Annotated in this window: 20 protein-coding genes and 1 tRNA gene; 8 read left to right on the top strand and 13 right to left on the bottom strand. The window is 29.8% G+C overall.

Annotation, left to right across the window (positions count from 1 at the left end; all coding sequences use genetic code 11):
• Positions 1–21: 21 nt before the first annotated feature.
• From DQN46_RS01285 to spxA, 10 genes are all read right to left on the bottom strand, one after another.
• Complete coding sequence (locus tag DQN46_RS01285) at positions 22–720, bottom strand: M48 family metallopeptidase (protein WP_111742722.1); 699 nt, start codon at positions 718–720, stop codon at positions 22–24.
• Between the two features lie 24 nt (positions 721–744).
• Complete coding sequence (locus DQN46_RS01280) at positions 745–1,422, bottom strand: YggS family pyridoxal phosphate-dependent enzyme (protein WP_111742721.1); 678 nt, start codon at positions 1,420–1,422, stop codon at positions 745–747.
• 139 nt (positions 1,423–1,561) lie between these two features.
• On the bottom strand, positions 1,562–3,904 hold the full coding sequence (locus DQN46_RS01275; RefSeq protein WP_111742720.1) for a penicillin acylase family protein: 2,343 nt from the start codon (positions 3,902–3,904) through the stop codon (positions 1,562–1,564).
• Positions 3,905–4,235: 331 nt separating this feature from the next.
• Entirely contained in the window at positions 4,236–4,691 is a 456-nt protein-coding gene (locus tag DQN46_RS01270; protein WP_111742719.1) for a DUF4064 domain-containing protein, read from the bottom strand.
• Positions 4,691–5,137, bottom strand: coding sequence for a Fur family transcriptional regulator (locus DQN46_RS01265; protein WP_111742718.1), 447 nt, complete (start codon positions 5,135–5,137; stop codon positions 4,691–4,693). Before DQN46_RS01265 ends, DQN46_RS01270 begins: the two co-directional genes overlap by 1 nt.
• Positions 5,138–5,140: 3 nt before the next feature.
• Entirely contained in the window at positions 5,141–5,698 is a 558-nt protein-coding gene (locus tag DQN46_RS01260) for an NUDIX domain-containing protein (RefSeq protein WP_004633239.1), read from the bottom strand.
• Positions 5,699–5,714: 16 nt separating this feature from the next.
• Positions 5,715–6,635: a ribonuclease Z gene (gene rnz / locus DQN46_RS01255; RefSeq protein ID WP_111742717.1), complete on the bottom strand. Its 921-nt coding sequence runs from the start codon at positions 6,633–6,635 to the stop codon at positions 5,715–5,717.
• 112 nt (positions 6,636–6,747) lie between these two features.
• Positions 6,748–7,029, bottom strand: coding sequence for a hypothetical protein (locus tag DQN46_RS01250; RefSeq protein WP_111742716.1), 282 nt, complete (start codon positions 7,027–7,029; stop codon positions 6,748–6,750).
• Positions 7,030–7,034: 5 nt separating this feature from the next.
• Positions 7,035–7,913, bottom strand: a complete 879-nt coding sequence (locus DQN46_RS01245) for a CvfB family protein (RefSeq protein WP_111742715.1) — start codon at positions 7,911–7,913, stop codon at positions 7,035–7,037.
• A gap of 149 nt (positions 7,914–8,062) precedes the next feature.
• Positions 8,063–8,461, bottom strand: coding sequence for a transcriptional regulator SpxA (gene spxA / locus DQN46_RS01240; RefSeq protein WP_004633246.1), 399 nt, complete (start codon positions 8,459–8,461; stop codon positions 8,063–8,065).
• A 344-nt stretch (positions 8,462–8,805) separates the two neighbouring features.
• On the opposite strand from spxA, the gene DQN46_RS01235 reads away from it, so the two are divergent.
• The 8 genes from DQN46_RS01235 to fni all read left to right on the top strand — a co-directional run bounded on the left by DQN46_RS01235 (position 8,806) and on the right by fni (position 14,984).
• Positions 8,806–8,889 (top strand) — tRNA-Leu (locus DQN46_RS01235).
• Between the two features lie 214 nt (positions 8,890–9,103).
• Positions 9,104–9,430, top strand: a complete 327-nt coding sequence (locus tag DQN46_RS01230; RefSeq protein WP_111742714.1) for a PadR family transcriptional regulator — start codon at positions 9,104–9,106, stop codon at positions 9,428–9,430.
• 17 nt (positions 9,431–9,447) lie between these two features.
• Positions 9,448–10,101 (top strand): DUF1129 domain-containing protein, encoded by a 654-nt coding sequence (locus DQN46_RS01225; protein WP_111742713.1) that lies wholly within the window; start codon positions 9,448–9,450, stop codon positions 10,099–10,101.
• A 151-nt stretch (positions 10,102–10,252) separates the two neighbouring features.
• Entirely contained in the window at positions 10,253–11,158 is a 906-nt protein-coding gene (locus DQN46_RS01220; protein WP_111742712.1) for a cation diffusion facilitator family transporter, read from the top strand.
• A gap of 196 nt (positions 11,159–11,354) precedes the next feature.
• Entirely contained in the window at positions 11,355–12,161 is an 807-nt protein-coding gene (gene mvk, locus DQN46_RS01215; protein ID WP_111742711.1) for a mevalonate kinase, read from the top strand.
• Positions 12,143–13,054 carry a diphosphomevalonate decarboxylase gene (gene mvaD / locus DQN46_RS01210; protein ID WP_111742710.1) on the top strand — a complete coding sequence of 304 codons (912 nt, stop codon included), beginning with the start codon at positions 12,143–12,145 and terminating at the stop codon, positions 13,052–13,054. The genes mvk and mvaD overlap by 19 nt, the downstream gene beginning before the upstream one ends.
• Positions 13,021–14,007 carry a GHMP family kinase ATP-binding protein gene (locus DQN46_RS01205; protein ID WP_111742709.1) on the top strand — a complete coding sequence of 329 codons (987 nt, stop codon included), beginning with the start codon at positions 13,021–13,023 and terminating at the stop codon, positions 14,005–14,007. The genes mvaD and DQN46_RS01205 overlap by 34 nt, the downstream gene beginning before the upstream one ends.
• A 29-nt stretch (positions 14,008–14,036) precedes the next feature.
• Positions 14,037–14,984 (top strand): type 2 isopentenyl-diphosphate Delta-isomerase, encoded by a 948-nt coding sequence (gene fni, locus DQN46_RS01200; RefSeq protein ID WP_111742708.1) that lies wholly within the window; start codon positions 14,037–14,039, stop codon positions 14,982–14,984.
• A 52-nt stretch (positions 14,985–15,036) separates the two neighbouring features.
• Here fni and DQN46_RS01195 read toward each other — a convergent pair whose 3' ends face one another.
• The 3 genes from DQN46_RS01195 to DQN46_RS01185 form a co-directional block, all read right to left on the bottom strand.
• Positions 15,037–15,186, bottom strand: coding sequence for a cytochrome C biogenesis protein (locus DQN46_RS01195; RefSeq protein ID WP_111742707.1), 150 nt, complete (start codon positions 15,184–15,186; stop codon positions 15,037–15,039).
• A gap of 118 nt (positions 15,187–15,304) precedes the next feature.
• Complete coding sequence (gene rpsU / locus DQN46_RS01190; protein ID WP_003147339.1) at positions 15,305–15,478, bottom strand: 30S ribosomal protein S21; 174 nt, start codon at positions 15,476–15,478, stop codon at positions 15,305–15,307.
• Positions 15,479–15,711: 233 nt separating this feature from the next.
• Positions 15,712–16,614, bottom strand: a complete 903-nt coding sequence (locus DQN46_RS01185) for a class I SAM-dependent methyltransferase (RefSeq protein ID WP_111742706.1) — start codon at positions 16,612–16,614, stop codon at positions 15,712–15,714.
• Positions 16,615–16,698 lie beyond the last annotated feature (84 nt).

Genomic DNA, 16,698 nt, shown 5'->3' with positions numbered 1-16,698 from the left:
CAATTAACTATATTTTTACTATTATCTCCCATTTAGATATTTATTAAAGTCTTTTATCAATATATCGTTTTGTCTATATTCAGGATAATAGTATTCTAATAATTTGTAAAATCTAGGAGTATGATTAATTTCTAAAAGATGTGTTAATTCGTGAACTACGATATGTTCAAGACAAGATATCGGATATTTTACAAGTTCTTCATTTATCCATATGCGCTTAGCTTCTAAATTACATGTCCCCCAACGTGTTTTCATTTTTTTTATGCGTAACTCATTCGCCTTAACATTCATTATTAGTTCATATTTTTTTATAAAATAAAGGCTTTGCTGGCGAAGTTTTTCTCTTATACCCTTTTGAAATATTTTCTCTCTATCTTGGTTTTCATCTTTTACAACTAATACTATTTTTTCTTCTGTTATTATCAAAGTGTTTTTATTAGAATTTACAACCTCTACAGGCAGCTCTTGCCCGAAAACAAAATAAGTTTCCCCTGTTTTATACTCTCTTTTTTTAGGTGAATTGTTGATAATATTATTTTGACGTCTTTTTAGTTCGGCTATATTATCATGTATCAATTTTTTTATTATATAATTTGGCATTCTAAGAGGAGCTTTGACAACTATATCACCATTTTTTTCTACTCGAAGATAAATATTTTTCATACCTTTACGGTATTTTATAGTAATATCTAGCCCTTCTACTACTAATTTTTTATTCACAATAATAAGCCTCCCTTCGTCTTATTATTTCAACTCATTCCCTACTAGCGCTGTTCCTATTCTTATATGGGTTGCGCCTTCTTCAATCGCTATTTCGTAATCATTACTCATCCCCATCGATAAAAATTCACACGGAGCATATTCTAAACATAAACCTTTTATTTCATCACGAAGTTCCCTTAATTTTCTAAAACAACTGCGCAATGTTGCCTCATCTTCTAGAAATGGAGCCATTGTCATAAGTCCAACAACTCTAATTTTTGGGTATTTTTCTAAACCTTTAACGAACTCTAATACCGCTTCAGGTGTTAAACCATGTTTACTTTCTTCCCCAGATGTATTAACCTGTACAAAACAATTAATTACGTGTTCTGCTCTTTTTTCTATTTCAACCGCTAAACTCTCACGATCTAAAGCATGAAAGTAATCTACTTTATTTATTGCGTCTCGCACTTTTCTTGTTTGTAAACTACCTATCAAGTGCCAAGTAGCTTCAGGAAACTTTTCTTTTCTTTCAATATAATTAACAGCTCTATTTTCTGCGAAATTGTGAACACCTGCTACTTGTGCTTCTTTCACACGCTCATCACCAACATATTTTGTTACAGCTATTAAGGTAATATCTTCAAAATTTCTACCGCTTTTTTGACAAATATTTTTTATATCGTTATTAATTTTCTCTAAATTGTTTTTTACATTCACCTTTATTACCTCTAAATTTAGTCTATAATATCATCTTACCATATTTTAAGCAAAAATATAAGGAGCAGGCTAATTGCACTAGACCCTTTCTATCACCAAAATGCCTAGTACTATAACTCTACTCCTTGTGTTTATTATTTTATTTTTTAGCGACTAACTCCAAAGTTTTTCCTTCTATCTTTCCTATAGTTTCAGGTGTATATTTTCCTTCTACCCAATCAAGAACTTGGTCATTATAATAATCACTCATAAAGTGGCCACTTTGTCCTGGACCAACTACATGATATCCTACTTTTGTATCGAAATCATAAACAAATCTCCAAGAAGCACCATGATTTACCAAACCATCGTCAGTTTGTTTAGCTGCTTGGACAGTTACTTTAGATCCTGAAATCGGATATTCTTTTGGATTTAAGAAATACGCCAATATATCTGAAGATTTTGATAATGGATGTCTAAAACCTAATTTGTGATTAGCTCCCCACTTCCATGAATTTACATTTTCACCATATTTTGTTTTAAGTTCTGATATAGCTGTATTTAAACTTTCTTCTAAAACCTTATTAAGTCCACCTTTTTCTTCAATAAGATTTATTTTCTTACCTGTAAGAGCATCTCGTAAAATCTTATCAACATAGCTTTCTTTATGCGGCATAAATTTATACGCTTCAGGACTCATCTTATCTTTTAGGATTTTTTCACGAATAACTCGCATCCATGTATCATATATTAACGGTGCTGCTTCATCTTTATTATCCATGTAATCCCAACTATTTAATTTATTATATACATCTTTGTTAGAGACTGATGTGTTTTTCAATAAATCTTTTAAAAATTCCTGTGCATATAGATTTTTGGTATCCATTTGGAGATTTTTCATATCATCTACTGTTAAATCATTCTTAGCTTTTAACACTTCATCAATTCTTGCTTTTCTATACGGTTGTGCCCAAACGTTTGAAGTATGATAATCTGTTTTATATGTTTCTGTATTGGCAGTCGCAATAAAACCTTCTTCTGGATTAATAACTTTCGGTAATTTATCAAAAGAAATATAACCATCCCATCCGTATTCACTACTATATCCTGGAACTGGTAAATTCCCATCACCTTTTTTGCGAATAGGGACATTACCGTTTGATTTATAGCCAATATTACCTTCCTTATCTGCAAAAACAAAGTTTTGAGCTGGTGCTTTAAAGTCTTCTAATGCTTTTTCAAACTCTGTCCAGTTTTTAGATTTATCAATTTTTAAAATTGCTTCTAATTCTTGTGTTGACTCTAAAGCTGTCCATTGCATAGAAAAACTCTTATTAGTCTCTCCAAGAGGTTTTAATAATTCATCAATAATTGGACCATGTTTTGTTCTTACTACATCAAATTTTTCATCATTTCCATTTTTAACTTTTATATTATAAGAATCTACCTGTGCATCGTAGTACTTTCCATCATATTCAAAACGATGTGGGTTATTTGCATCACGTTTTTCTATGTATAAATCTTGAACATCAGGACCAAAATTAGTAACACCCCAAGCTATATGCTCATTATGACCTAGAATAATTCCTGGGATACCTGGGAAAATAACACCAGAAACTTTGTTGTCAGGAGTATTTAGATTCATTTGATACCATACTGACGGTGTTGCAAGCCCTAAGTGTGGGTCATCAGCTAGTAAAGGTTTCCCTGATTTTGTCTTCTTCCCAGAAACTACCCAGTTATTACTACCATTTTCCATAGGTGGACGTTCTGTATTAGCTACCTTCTCATCTACTTTAACATCTATACCTAGGTTAGCTTTAATAATATCTTCATTATCTTTATTTTTCGAAAAGCTTTCCGGCAATAATTGTTTTAGATTTTCTTCTCCTAAATTATTTAGAACCCAAGAGTTAAATCCTAAGTGATCCCAATGTCCTCCAAGGTCATAAGCCATATACTTCCCAATTGTTAGCGAATCAATAGCTGTCCATTTTTCTGGTTTATAATTTAATAAAGAAAACTCATATGATAATTTATTATTTTTTACCGCCTCATCAATATAAGCGTTAACTCCTTCTGCATAATCCTCCAAGATTTTTTTAGCCTCATCTGAATAGCCTGCATATGAATCCTCTGCTGCTTTACGCAATGAAAATACTAAAAACTTTTTATCTGTTTCTAAAGCGGCTTTCCCTACAATTTCAGATAATCTACCACTCGCTTGTCTACGAGCTAAATCCATTTGAAACAACCTATCTTGAGCATGAACATATCCTTGTGCTCGATATAAATCTTTTTCATTTTGTGCTTCTATCGTCGGAATACCTTTGTTATTGCGAGTTACTTTGACATTATTTTCTAAAAAATTCACCTCGACTTTTCCTTCTATCGTCGGTAATGACTTATTCACAAAATAATATCCATAACCTGCACCAATAACTAAAAGTGCCAATAATCCTATTACTAATCTTTTAATAATTTTAAATACTTTTTTACTCATAATACCTCCTACTATTTTCTTATGAACTAGTATATTTTTCAATTATAGTAATAATATTACTGTTTTGCAAATGGAGTTTTCTTAAGAAATATACGCTTAATACATAGATATTCTATATTAAACTTCTAATTTTTATATATAATGGATAAAGTATATCTTTTATTTTTTTACAAATCAATATTTACTTTTTATATTCATTCTTTCTACTCATCATTTTATTTTTAATGTTTTTCATATTTTACAAATATAATCTTATCGTTCTCCTTTAATTTAATTATATTTTTATAAAAATTTTTAAAAAAGGTTTGAAGTAAAAATACTTCAAACCTTTTTAAACACTATTATATTTTTGTGAATTCCTCTTTAATATTATTCTAACACCTAAGAAGAAGTATATAATACAACTTATAAATAAAATTCCTAAGCTAAAAATAAGTAATAAAATGCTATATACTAACAATAAAAATGCAACAACATTATGATTAATATTTTTCTTGAATAACACATATATTAATAATAAAAATAGTACTATTAACAATGCAAAATATGGCCAAGCAAGTTGTCCCATTACTTGAAAAATAAAATGCATATCTTTTGTCGAAACATTAGCACTATCTTGTGTTAATCTTGTTTGCTCACGAATCTGATTAACAATCTTTATTCGTAGATATTCATTTCCTACATACTCTTTAAATATACTTATCATTCCGCCAATAAAGACTACATAAGCAATATACACAATACTTGAAATAACTAATAAAGTTTTTTCTGATTTTTCAAAAAACATTATTTATCACCTTTTGTCTTGCATTTAGCACATATCCCATAAAACGATAATGAATTATCTTGCACTTCAAAAGAATATTCTTTCTTCATATATTCGATAAGTTTATTGAAAATCGGATTTGAAACTTTTTCTATCGTGTTACAGTTAGTACATATTAAATGATGATGTAGTTGACCATCAACACTTTGTCTTAAATGATACTTAGAAACACCATTGCTGAATGATATTTTTTCCAAAATTTTTAATTCATAAAAAATATCTAATGTTCTATATACTGTTGCTATACCAATATCTGGTGTTTTCTCTTTTAAGATAAAATACAATTCCTCTGCACTCAAATGCAGCTCGCTATTCTCTACTAAAATCTCAACAATTTTCTCTCTTTGTGGTGTGAGTTTATATGGAGATTTTTGAATAATTTTTATTATTTCATCATAAATATTCATATATTATTTCGTGCCTTTCCTATTTTTTAAGTACGCTAATGCCAACATAGTCTTACTGTCAGTTATAATATTTTCATCAAGAAGTCTAAAAGCTTCATCTAATGGGTATTTTTTTAAATTAATAAATTCATCATCATCAGGATTTTGTTCTCCTGCATGTTCTAAACCATCTACAAAGTAAATGGTAATCAACTCTGAACTGTATCCTAACGCTACATGAACATCACAAAGCTTTTCTAATCTATCCTCAGTTACCAGATATCCTGTTTCTTCCTGTAACTCTCGTATTGCAGAAAGCTTTTTATTGTCTTCTCCAGGTTCTAATTTTCCTGCCGGTATCTCTAACGTTACAGCTTCAATTGCTTTTCTATATTGTTCAACTAAAATTACTTCATTATCTTTTGTCAACGCAAGAACTGCTACTGCTCCCCTATGATTTATAAGCTCACGTTTTGACACTTCTCCATCAGGCAAACTTACTGTATGTACCTCTACATCAAGAACTTTACCTTTAAAAATTTTCTCAACAGATATTGTTTTTTCTTCTAAATCTTTTCTCATAACTTCCTCCAATTACTTATAAATTATATTCAGCAAGATCATGGGCAATTGATACTTTAATAGTTTTATCTATTTTTTCTACCACGCTTTTTTCTGTATCAACATCATATCTTGCACTTATATGCGTTAAAAATAATCTTTTTACTGTACTCTCTGTAATAAAGTTTTCTATATCCAAAATACTTAAATGATAATTTTTCCTAGCATGATGTGCATCTTTTTCATCTAAATAAGTACACTCTGAAATAATAATATCACTATTTTTCACAAACTCATTTAGCTGTGGAAAATATCTCGTATCTGAAATAATTACAATTTCTTTTTTTGGTTTATCTTCCGATAAAAACTCAGAAGAATTATATGTAGTTCCGTTGTAAACAAAACTATCCTGTTCTTTTATATTTTTATAAAATGGTCCCGGCATTATCCCTAATTTTTTTAATTTTTCCGCATCTAAGCTTCCCTTTTGATTTTTAAAGATAATTTTATAGCCAAAACACTCTATATTGTGGTTTAGAGGATAGGCGGATACTACTACAGTTTTATTATCTATTATACACTGTTCGCTAGAAAATTCAACGTATTTAACATCAAAGTTAAGTGAACAATGTGTGAACAGAAGATTTTGTTCAACAAATTGCCTTATTCCTACTGGACCATATATTGTTACTCCCGATTCCTTACTGTCTAAAAGAAAATTACGCGAAGATAAAAAGCCGATAAGACCTAATATATGATCAGCATGCAAGTGACTAATAAATATTTTTGTTATTTTAGTTGGTTTAATATTCGTTCTTATAATTTGATGTTGTGTTGCTTCTCCGCAATCAAACATCCAACACTCCTTTAGCTCTTGCATAAAATTAAAAACCAAGCTTTGCGTATTTCTAAATTTTGCAGGGAGTCCTGCTCCTGTTCCTAAAAATTGTAGTTTCATATGTTCTATCCTCCTTTCAAATTATTCAGATTTGATATTATTACCTTGTTCTTTAGTATACTCTGTAGAAAAACTTCAGAGTGGAAATACTATCTTCTCTGAAGTTTTCTTTTTATAGTTTTACTACAAAAACCTGGGCATCTTGTAAACAAGTAATAACATGCTCAACCCCTGCTGGTATTTCTAATAGTTCAAATTCATTAACTATTTCTACTTGTTCATCATAAGCAACTGTGATTTTACCACTAATATTTAATAATAATATTGTTTTATCATTGCTATATGAATCAGTTTGATTTCCTGTTTTCAGGTTCATATGAACTACTTGATAGCGTTCATTTTCTAAAATTATTCCACCTAATAATGTATTTTTATCTAATTTTACTTTTTTCATAATAATTATCTTCCTTTACGTTTATATAATCCATCTTCTTCTATCATTATCAATTTATTTTTAAATAATCTTCCAACCGCTCGTTTGAAACTTCCCTTACTCATGCCAAGCACAGCTTTAATATCTTCTGGTGACGATTTATCAGTAAATTCGCAGTAGCCATTATTTTCAATATAGTCCATAATAGCTTGACCGTCACTATCCATTCTTTCATGAGCACGCGGTAAAAATGAGCCGTTAACTTCGCCATTATCTTTAACCCCAATAACACGCAAAGTAACTTTTTCTCCAAGTCGTGGTTCACGTTCACGTTCACTTTCATGAACAAAAATCTTATAACCATCTTTCGATAATAGGAATGTCCCTATACGCATCAAACGATATGGATATGCCTCTATATCTTTATTTTTCAAACTCTTTGGTGCTTTTGAGTAAAGAGAACTTATAATAGTTTCTGTCGCAAGACGCGCAAACAATTGTCCACTAAAATCACGGCGTAGAGTTATGAATAATTCATCCCCCTCTTTTGGCCAAACACTCTTTAATTTTGGTAAATCTTCTCCTAGAAGAGGAATTTCACGAGAAAATCCAATATCTAATCCTACTCTATCTTCTTCTACTTTTACAACTTTACTAAAAGCATAATCACCATAGATAACTTCTGGAATATTTGGTGTTGCGAATAATTTTCCACTTCTTGAGGGATAAACAAACATAGAATATTCTTCGCCAACTTCATAGTCATCTAAACTCTCTACATCTGATTCATTACAACTTATTTCTTCATCGCTTGGCCCTTTAAAAACTAATGACGAACTCTTTTTCTCCACTAGCTCCAAAAAGTGAATTTCTCCTGTTATATACTTAATATCTTCTTTTTCCATCTAATACCTCTTTCTTTTATATTTTAACTATTATTCTAGATTTATTCAATTACTTATATCAATTCATACTTCTATTTATTTCATAAAAAAAAGGCTGACACCCAATATCAACCTTTAAATCACGCGGTAAAAGCAGTATCAAGGTGTACTTACTTAACCATATTCTTTATTTGTTCTAATTGATTTACTCTTATCTCCTTAGGGAGGAACCTTCTTATTTCATCTTCATTATACCCTACTTGTAATCTTTTATCATCTACTATGATAGGTCTTCTAAGCATCCCTGGATTATCTTGAATAACTTTATACAACTCTTGAATCGACATACTCTCAATATCTAGATTTAATTTTTGGAAAGTTTTTGATCTAAAAGAAATAATATCCTCTGTACCATGCTCTGTAATAGATAAAATATTTTTAATTTCATCCGTTGTCAGTGCCTCAGAAAAAATATTTCTCTCTACAAAGTCAATATGGTTTTCTATAAGCCAAGCTTTTGCTTTTCTACAAGAAGTACAACTAGGCGATGTAAACAATGTAACAACCACCAGCACTCACACTCCTTTATAAAAATAACATTAATATTTTTATAATTCTATATACTATTATATTATACTACATATATACTCCTTTGGCAATATAATATTGAAGAAATATTTTACTTTGCCAACTGAAAACACTTAAATAATATGTCCTTAATAATAAATGTTTTTAATAAATTAATAACTAGTTTTTTTAGCTATTTAATTAAATATTTCATTAAATAATTTTATCATATAGCATAAAATTTCCGATTAAAATTCTAGTAGATTTGTATGACAAATTATCACTAACTCCTTGACCTATAATGTGAAATTGACAAACAAGTATCCATGTGTTAATATATAACTATGCCAGCATGGCGGAATTGGCAGACGCACTGGACTCAAAATCCAGCGATGGCAACATCGTGCCGGTTCGACCCCGGCTGCTGGTATAATGATTAAGACAAGGTTTTTTAAACCTTGTCTTTTTGTTTTTTATACTTTTTTGAAATGAAAATTACTAAAAATTACTACTTTATAATAACTCATCTAATTTATTACCTCCAGCTATTTTGCTTTACAAGGTAGCGGGTTTGTGATACTATTATGTATAACAAGATAGTTCTTTCAAATAAGATTTTTCAACTCGTTGAAAGGAGATTTTTAATGGAGATTAACACTTCTCAAATATTAAAAGGAACTTTAGAAGCATGTATACTTCAACTAATAAAAAATAAAGATATGTATGGTTATGAAATTACGGAACAACTTTCCAAATATGGTCTAGATATAGTTGCTCAAGGAACTATTTATCCATTACTTATGAAATTAGAAAAAGAAAATTTGGTTGTTAGTTATTTAAAAGAAAGTAACTTTGGGCCTCCTAGAAAGTATTATTCGATTACTGAGGAAGGTAATAAATATATATTTAATTTTAAAGACGTATGGAAAAATATAAGTACAACAATAACTGAGATTTTAAAAGATGATTAAGATAGGGAGGAATTACTATGAACATCGGAAACTTATTAGAATATAATAATAAACTAAGAATGCAACTTAATGAAGAAAATAAAAAATATTATGAAAAACTTTTGATTACCTGTCGAACGAAAGCTATAGCGGCTAATGAGACTGCACTAGAAATTCAATTATTAGAAATATTACAAGATTTAATTACATATCAAAAGCAAGGAAAAAACTTTCCTGAAACTTTTGGTAATGATATAAACAAACTATCTGATTCGATAATTAAATTATTACCAAAAGAGAACAAAACAACTACATATCGATTTATGTTATCCTATATCTTAATTTTAATAATAAGTCTTTTATTTCCTTCAATTTTCACTAAAAGCATCCAACCGTACTTAACAGTATTTTCTATTTTGGTACTAATTTTAGGATCTGGTATGTGCATTTATCTACTACTTTATAAAAAAACAGAAAAAAATAAATGGCTAATTTACTTTACATCTCTTGTATTATTTGAAATATCTTTATTCTTAGTCACAATATTAGAAAAATTAAATGTATTTCCTTATTATCTAACTGTAAGAATTGAACTTTCAAATAACTTTTTATACCTCTATGCTACCTTTAGTATGCTAGCAATTACTTATGTTTATTTAACTTTTAAAAAATACTATTCTAAAAAATTATAATCTATTATGCTCGACAACAATTCGTCGAGCTTTCTTTTCTGAAAAAGTTCACCTATAGCAAATAATTTTATTTTAAAAATAACATTTTTATTCTTGAATAATTTTTTTAAACTTGTTATAATATTAAAACAATGATACAGGAGGTGAGATTATGCATAATTCTATTTTTGACAACTTAAAAAAGGCGGAACAAGGAGCTAAACTAAGTATTTTATCATACTTATTCCTTACTATATTAAAATTAGGAGCTGGTTTTATCTTCCGTTCTTCTGCACTTGTTGCTGATGGAATAAATAACGCAACAGACGTAATTTCTTCGATTTGTGTTCTTGTAGGTCTAAAAATTTCTCGAAAACCTGCAGATGAAGATCATCTTTACGGTCACTTTAGAGCAGAACTTATTTCAACACTTATTGCCTCATTTATTATGCTTTATGCCGGAATAGAAGTTGTAATTTACGCTGTAAAAAAAATTATAACTAATAGTTATGAACAACCTAATATATTATCAGCTATTGTTGCTTTTATAGCGTGTGTTATTATGCTTGGTGTTTATTTTTATAATATTCGTCTATCGAAAAAGTTAGGTAGTAAATCTTTACAAGCTGCAGCTTTAGATAATCTTAGTGACGCTTTTGTTTCTCTAGGTACTCTAATCGGAATTGTTGCAACATATTTAGGTTTTCCTATTGCTGATTCTATAGTGGCTATTATTGTAGGAGCGCTTATCGTTTGGACCGCAATAAATATTTTTAAAGAATCTACCTATGTTCTTACCGATGGCGTTGACACCGAAGTAATCGAAAAAGTTAATGATCTTGTCAAAGATATTGATGGTGTTATTTCTATAGTTGATACTAAAGGACGTACACACGGGTTATTGTATTTTATTGATATTACAGTTACGGTTAGCCCTACACTTAATGTTAAAAAGAGTCATGAAATCACCGCCAATATAGAGAAACAACTTGCAAGTGAATTCTATTATTGTGAAACATTAGTTCATCTCGAACCACATGGTATAGATTGTCATCCTACATTACAAGACCAATCGTAAACTACTCTCAAAAATAACTTATTATTTTTAAAGGGTAGTTTTATTTTTTTACTAGCTTCACTTGTTTGACAAATCTCACTGCTAAAAGTATAATTATTGTACATATAGAAGTATTTAGAAGCATTTAAATATTAATTTATTTTAATATAATTATTGTAAAAATATACATTGAGTTTAACTGGAGTTTATAAAATTTATGACACACGCTAAAGCAATTTTTTTTGGAGAACACGCTGTTGTTTATGGTTATAAAGGAATTACTATCCCTTTACCACAGATGACCGTTGATGTTGAACTTAAAGAAACAAATATTATACAGGAACGAGATGAAATTATATCATTTATATCAGATGTTTGTGATATTAATGACCGAACTGAAATTAATATCAATAGCACTATTCCCGTCGGTCGCGGACTTGGTTCTTCTGCTGCCCTTAGCATAGCTATAGCACGCGCGAAAAAACTAACTAACATACGTGAAATTGCTGATAAATGTGAAAAATTTATCCATGGAAATCCTAGTGGTATTGATGTTAATCAAGTTTTAAGCGATACTCCACTTTTATTTTCTAAAAAAGATGGTGCTATACCTCTAGACTTCAATCTAGACAGTTATTTACTTATTATCGACACTGGAGTCATTGGTATTACTAAGGAAACTTTAAAACATATTAAACAAAATTTTGAAAACTATAAATCATACATAGATGAACTTGGGGAAATTACTGAAAAAGTTATTGAACCATTAAAGAAAAAAGCAATTGAAATAGTAGGAGACTATATGTATAAAGCTCATAACCTACTTCAAAAACTTGGTGTTAGTCATGAAAGTAATGATGATGTAGTTAATATTTGTAAAAATAACGGAGCGCTCGGAGCTAAGCTGACTGGTGGCGGAGCTGGTGGTTGCTGTATTGCTCTAAGTAAAACAAAAGAAAATGCCGAAAAAATTCAAAATGAACTTGCAAAGAAAGGATATAAGTCATGGATAGTTACAGTTTAGGTTATGCTAATATCGCCCTAGTAAAATACTGGGGAAAAAAATCAAAAGATCCAGTCTTACCTTTTAACCCTAATATTTCATTAAGGTTAGACAACTTATTATCAAAAACAAAAATTGAACCTAGTTTAACAGATGAAGATGAGTTTTATATCAATGACGAAAAACAAAGTCAAGAAGAAGTAGAAAAAATAATGAAGTTCATCGCTAAATTCACACCTGTTGAACGTGAAAAAATTTGTATAAAAAGTTATAACACTGTTCCCACTGCAGCTGGTTTATCATCTAGTTCTAGCGGAACTATGGCTCTTGTTTTAGCTTGTAATGAATATTTTAAGTTAAATAAGACTGCTGAAGAACTAGTAGAAATCTCAAAAGAAGGATCAGGTTCTTCATGTCGTAGTTTCTACCGACTTGCCGCATGGTTAGAAGATGGTAGCGTAGAAGAACTTAGCTGTGATTTAGATTTCGGTATGATGGTACTTGTTGTTAACGAAGATCGCAAAAAAATTTCTAGCCGTATCGCAATGGAACGCTGTGTTCAGACATCCACAACTTTTGATGCTTGGGTAGAAAAAGCAAAAGAAGATTTTGTCGATATGAAGATAGCCTTAGAAAATGCAGACTTTGAAAAAATTGGAGCAATAACAGAAGAAAATGCCCTTGCTATGCACGCAACAACGACAACATCAACACCAAGCTTTACTTTCTTAACTGGTGAAAGTTATCGTGCTATGGAAATTGTTAAAACTTTACGAGAAAAAGGATATCGCTGCTATTTCACTATGGATGCAGGACCTAACGTAAAAGTTCTTTATTTGAAAGAAGATCAAGAAAAAATATATGAGGAAATTTCTAAATTATGGCAGAAAAAAATAATTTTGTGCATGGAATAGCTTATGGCAAACTCTATCTTGCAGGTGAGTATGCAATTTTAGAAGATTATTCAAAAGCACTTATTACAAGTGTAGATAAAAAAATAATCGCTTTTGTCGAACCAGCTAATGAAATTACAATTTTCGATACTGTTCATAAAATCTCAATAGGACTTTATGAAAAAAATGATAATTTCAAACTTATTCAGGAATTTCTTATATTCCTGCAACAATATACACAGAGCAAAAAAACATTTGCTCTTACTATTTACAACGAGCTACATAGCGAAGAAAAAAAATACGGACTAGGCTCTTCTGGGGCGGTCCTAGTCGCTATCGCAAAAGCTATTTTGAATTTCGAAAAGATAGCTTTTGATAATACAATCATTTTTAAGCTAGTAACACTATTTAACATTACTCATAACATCAGTGGTTCTATGGGAGATGTCGCTGCCAGCCTTACAAAAGGTATTACTTATTATCAAAAATTTAATAGTTCATCTGTTAAAGAATTAATAGCAAATCATTCTATTGTAGAAATTATTAACGCTGATTGGGACGGACTTATAATTAAAAATGTAGTGCCTAAAGCATCTATAAATATTTTTGCACGTTGGACTGGAGAATGCGTCGATACAAAAGAACACGTAAAACTTTGGAAAGAAAACAAAGATAATTTTAAAGAAGAATATTCCAAATTTGTTTCAAAGTCGAACTCTTTAGTAACTGACTTAGCAGTAAATCTATCTGATGGCAATACTTCTGAAGCACTCGAAAATTTTAGGCAATTACGAAATAACTTGCACTATCTAGAAAGTTTTTCGAATATTCCTATGGAGACTATCACAATGAAAAAGTATATTGATACTTATCCTGCTGGAAAACAAAGTGGTTCTGGTAGTGGTGATATTGTTCTTGGCTTTGATAAAAGTGATGCGCAGTTTAATTTAATATTGAATTTAGAAAAATTATAAAAATATATGATAATCAAGAAAGGATTACTATGAGAAAAAAAGATCATATCCGTCTAGCTCTTCAAGACAAAACAACCGCAACTAGTCTTGATAACTACGCAATAGACTACAACAGTATTCCACGTTTTGGACTAGCTGATATAGATACTTCAACTACAGTTTGTGGCACGAAATGGGACTTTCCATTTTTTATAAATGCTATTACCGCTGGAGGAGAAGACTGTAATAAAATAAATAACGATTTTGTTGAAATAAGTAAAATCACAGGTATCGAATTTTTCCCAGGGTCTTATTCGCCTGCATTAAAAAATGAAGAAGACGCCAAAGCTTATCCAAAAGGTTATTCTGTTAATCTTGGACTTGATAAAGAACCTTCTCTTATCTTAAAAGCTATTACTGATACAAATGCTCGTTACCTACAAATGCATACTAATCCTCTCCAAGAAATAGTTATGCCGGAAGGGGATCACAACTTTGAATCTTGGTTTACAACATTACAAGAAGTTAGTGAAAATTCACCTATCCCTGTAATATTAAAAGAAACTGGTTTCGGTATTAATGAAGAAACAATAAAACTTGCACTTGATTTGAAGCTAGCTGCTGTTGATGTTAGCGGTATGGGTGGAACAAACTTTGCACGAATAGAAAACGGGCGTCGAGATAATAAATCGGTATATTTAGAAAATATCGGTTATACTACTGCTGAAAGTCTTGAAAATGTATATCCTTATCGTGATAAAATTGATATTATCGCTAGCGGTGGTATTCGTAATCCATTAGATGTTGTGAAATGTTTAGCTTTAGGAGCGAAAGCTGTTGGGGTTTCTAAAATCTTTTTAGACATCCTAGTTAATGACGGAAAAGATGCCTTAATCGCTGAAATAGAAAAGTGGAAGAAAGAAATCAAGTTCTTAATGATTTTAATGAATGCTAAAACTATTCAAGAATTAGATGGAAAAATTAGAAAGTTAAATTAAAAAACTTATCGAGAAAATCACGATATTCTTATATCATTTTCTCGATAAGTTTTTATTTTTCTTCAAGTAATGCTATTCTTTTAATTGCTTTATTTAAATCATCTTCCAAACTATTAATTTTAGTTTTATTCTTTTGATTTTCTGCAATTAAATACCAATAAGAAATTAATAGCATAACATTCAAACAAATTATTGCAAACATAACTTCTCCTAACTTTATAAAAAAACCTCATCACGAAGATGAGGTTCTTGTCTTAAATAAATCTAAAAGAGGGAAAATTTTAGATTTTATTAATAAATGGTATATATTTTAACAATTATTAATATTTACGTTTTCTAGCCGCTTCAGATTTTTTCTTACGACGAACGCTTGGTTTTTCATAAAACTCACGTTTACGAACTTCTTGGATAGTTCCGTTTTTAGAAACAGCACGTTTAAAACGACGTAGTGCATCTTCTAGTGATTCATTTTTACGAACTACAGTTTTTGACATTGGATTTTCCCTCCCTCCGATATTACGAAATCTAATTTAAATGTAATCAAATGCTTAAATACAAAATAAATACAAAACATTTAATTAGTAAAAACTGCTCTATGAGCAATCCACTTAAATATTGTATTATATTATTGCGACATTGTCAACCTTAAACAAAGTTAATTTACTAATTTTCCAATGTTTTTTTATTAGGTTGTATCTTTACTCTTAAATCATTATTTCACGGTTAATTACTTGCTTTCAAGCCAACTATTAAATTCCTCAATAAAACTCGCATAACCTGTTTTATTTTGATAACTTGGAACTTCCGCTAAAAAGACTTGACTAGGTAATTTTTTCTGTCCTTTTTTAGTTATTAAAATAAGAGCTTTAGCCTGAGAAGAATTTTTAAACATTTCCTCCGGTAGCGTAATAACCGCATTTAAATTAATCTCTTCTTCTAAAAATTTTTTAAAATTATCTTCTAATTCCAAAATTTGTTTCGGAACAACTAACATTCCTACACCATCTTCTGTTAAGTAATTTGCCACTTGTTCAATGAATAATAAAGCATTAATACTATATCCTTCACTACTACATAGTTTATAATTTAAGCTGTTATCCTCATCTGCATAATAACCAAATGGCACATCACTAATAATAACATCTTGTTTTTTGATATTTAGAGGTTTTAAGACGTCTTGGTTAATAATTTCTGCAGGAACTTCTAATAGATTAAAAATATTTTGTTGTAATTTTACATAATTACTATCAACATCAATAGATGTAAAGTCTTTTTCTCCTTTGACCAAAGCCGCGATATTAATTAGAAAGCTACCACTACCACTAGCAAAATCAGCGATAGAAATCTTCTCTTTCCCATAAATACATTCAATTAAATGACTCACATACATCGTAATAACTTCCGGTGTAATATCATAACTTGGATTATTTAATTCTTTCAATGCTTTTAATAGTAAGAATTGATACACTTTTCTTATTGTCTCTTTGTCATAGTTATCAACAATATCAAAATAATCTTTATCATTTTCTAATGTTAAATACTTTGTCAAAGCTTCAAAATATAAACCTTGCCCTTTAGTCTCTTCTACTTGCTTATCTATTTTAAAAAATAATTTTTCTAAATCTGACATGGTGCCTCCTATTTGGATAGTTTATTCAAATACTTATTTATTATATCACGAATAAATGAATAATCAATATTTTAGTTATTCTAA

This window comes from Gemella morbillorum (assembly GCF_900476045.1).
Taxonomy (GTDB): domain Bacteria; phylum Bacillota; class Bacilli; order Staphylococcales; family Gemellaceae; genus Gemella; species Gemella morbillorum.
Note: the sequence above shows the minus strand (reverse complement) of the source record. Positions and strands in the feature narration are given on the sequence as shown.

Excerpts from the sequence above, each read along its gene's own strand:
- DQN46_RS01225 (WP_111742713.1), top strand. The coding sequence starts at position 9,448 with ATGAACATCGGAAACTTATTAGAATATAATAATAAACTAAGAATGCAA.
- DQN46_RS01250 (WP_111742716.1), bottom strand. The coding sequence starts at position 7,029 with ATGAAAAAAGTAAAATTAGATAAAAATACATTATTAGGTGGAATAATT.
- DQN46_RS01265 (WP_111742718.1), bottom strand. The coding sequence starts at position 5,137 with ATGAATATTTATGATGAAATAATAAAAATTATTCAAAAATCTCCATAT.
- fni (WP_111742708.1), top strand. The coding sequence starts at position 14,037 with ATGAGAAAAAAAGATCATATCCGTCTAGCTCTTCAAGACAAAACAACC.
- mvk (WP_111742711.1), top strand. The coding sequence starts at position 11,355 with ATGACACACGCTAAAGCAATTTTTTTTGGAGAACACGCTGTTGTTTAT.
- DQN46_RS01275 (WP_111742720.1), bottom strand. The coding sequence starts at position 3,904 with ATGAGTAAAAAAGTATTTAAAATTATTAAAAGATTAGTAATAGGATTA.
- DQN46_RS01245 (WP_111742715.1), bottom strand. The coding sequence starts at position 7,913 with ATGGAAAAAGAAGATATTAAGTATATAACAGGAGAAATTCACTTTTTG.
- mvaD (WP_111742710.1), top strand. The coding sequence starts at position 12,143 with ATGGATAGTTACAGTTTAGGTTATGCTAATATCGCCCTAGTAAAATAC.
- rpsU (WP_003147339.1), bottom strand. The coding sequence starts at position 15,478 with ATGTCAAAAACTGTAGTTCGTAAAAATGAATCACTAGAAGATGCACTA.
- DQN46_RS01270 (WP_111742719.1), bottom strand. The coding sequence starts at position 4,691 with ATGTTTTTTGAAAAATCAGAAAAAACTTTATTAGTTATTTCAAGTATT.
- DQN46_RS01220 (WP_111742712.1), top strand. The coding sequence starts at position 10,253 with ATGCATAATTCTATTTTTGACAACTTAAAAAAGGCGGAACAAGGAGCT.
- rnz (WP_111742717.1), bottom strand. The coding sequence starts at position 6,635 with ATGAAACTACAATTTTTAGGAACAGGAGCAGGACTCCCTGCAAAATTT.
- DQN46_RS01260 (WP_004633239.1), bottom strand. The coding sequence starts at position 5,698 with ATGAGAAAAGATTTAGAAGAAAAAACAATATCTGTTGAGAAAATTTTT.
- DQN46_RS01185 (WP_111742706.1), bottom strand. The coding sequence starts at position 16,614 with ATGTCAGATTTAGAAAAATTATTTTTTAAAATAGATAAGCAAGTAGAA.
- DQN46_RS01205 (WP_111742709.1), top strand. The coding sequence starts at position 13,021 with ATGGCAGAAAAAAATAATTTTGTGCATGGAATAGCTTATGGCAAACTC.
- DQN46_RS01230 (WP_111742714.1), top strand. The coding sequence starts at position 9,104 with ATGGAGATTAACACTTCTCAAATATTAAAAGGAACTTTAGAAGCATGT.
- DQN46_RS01195 (WP_111742707.1), bottom strand. The coding sequence starts at position 15,186 with ATGTTTGCAATAATTTGTTTGAATGTTATGCTATTAATTTCTTATTGG.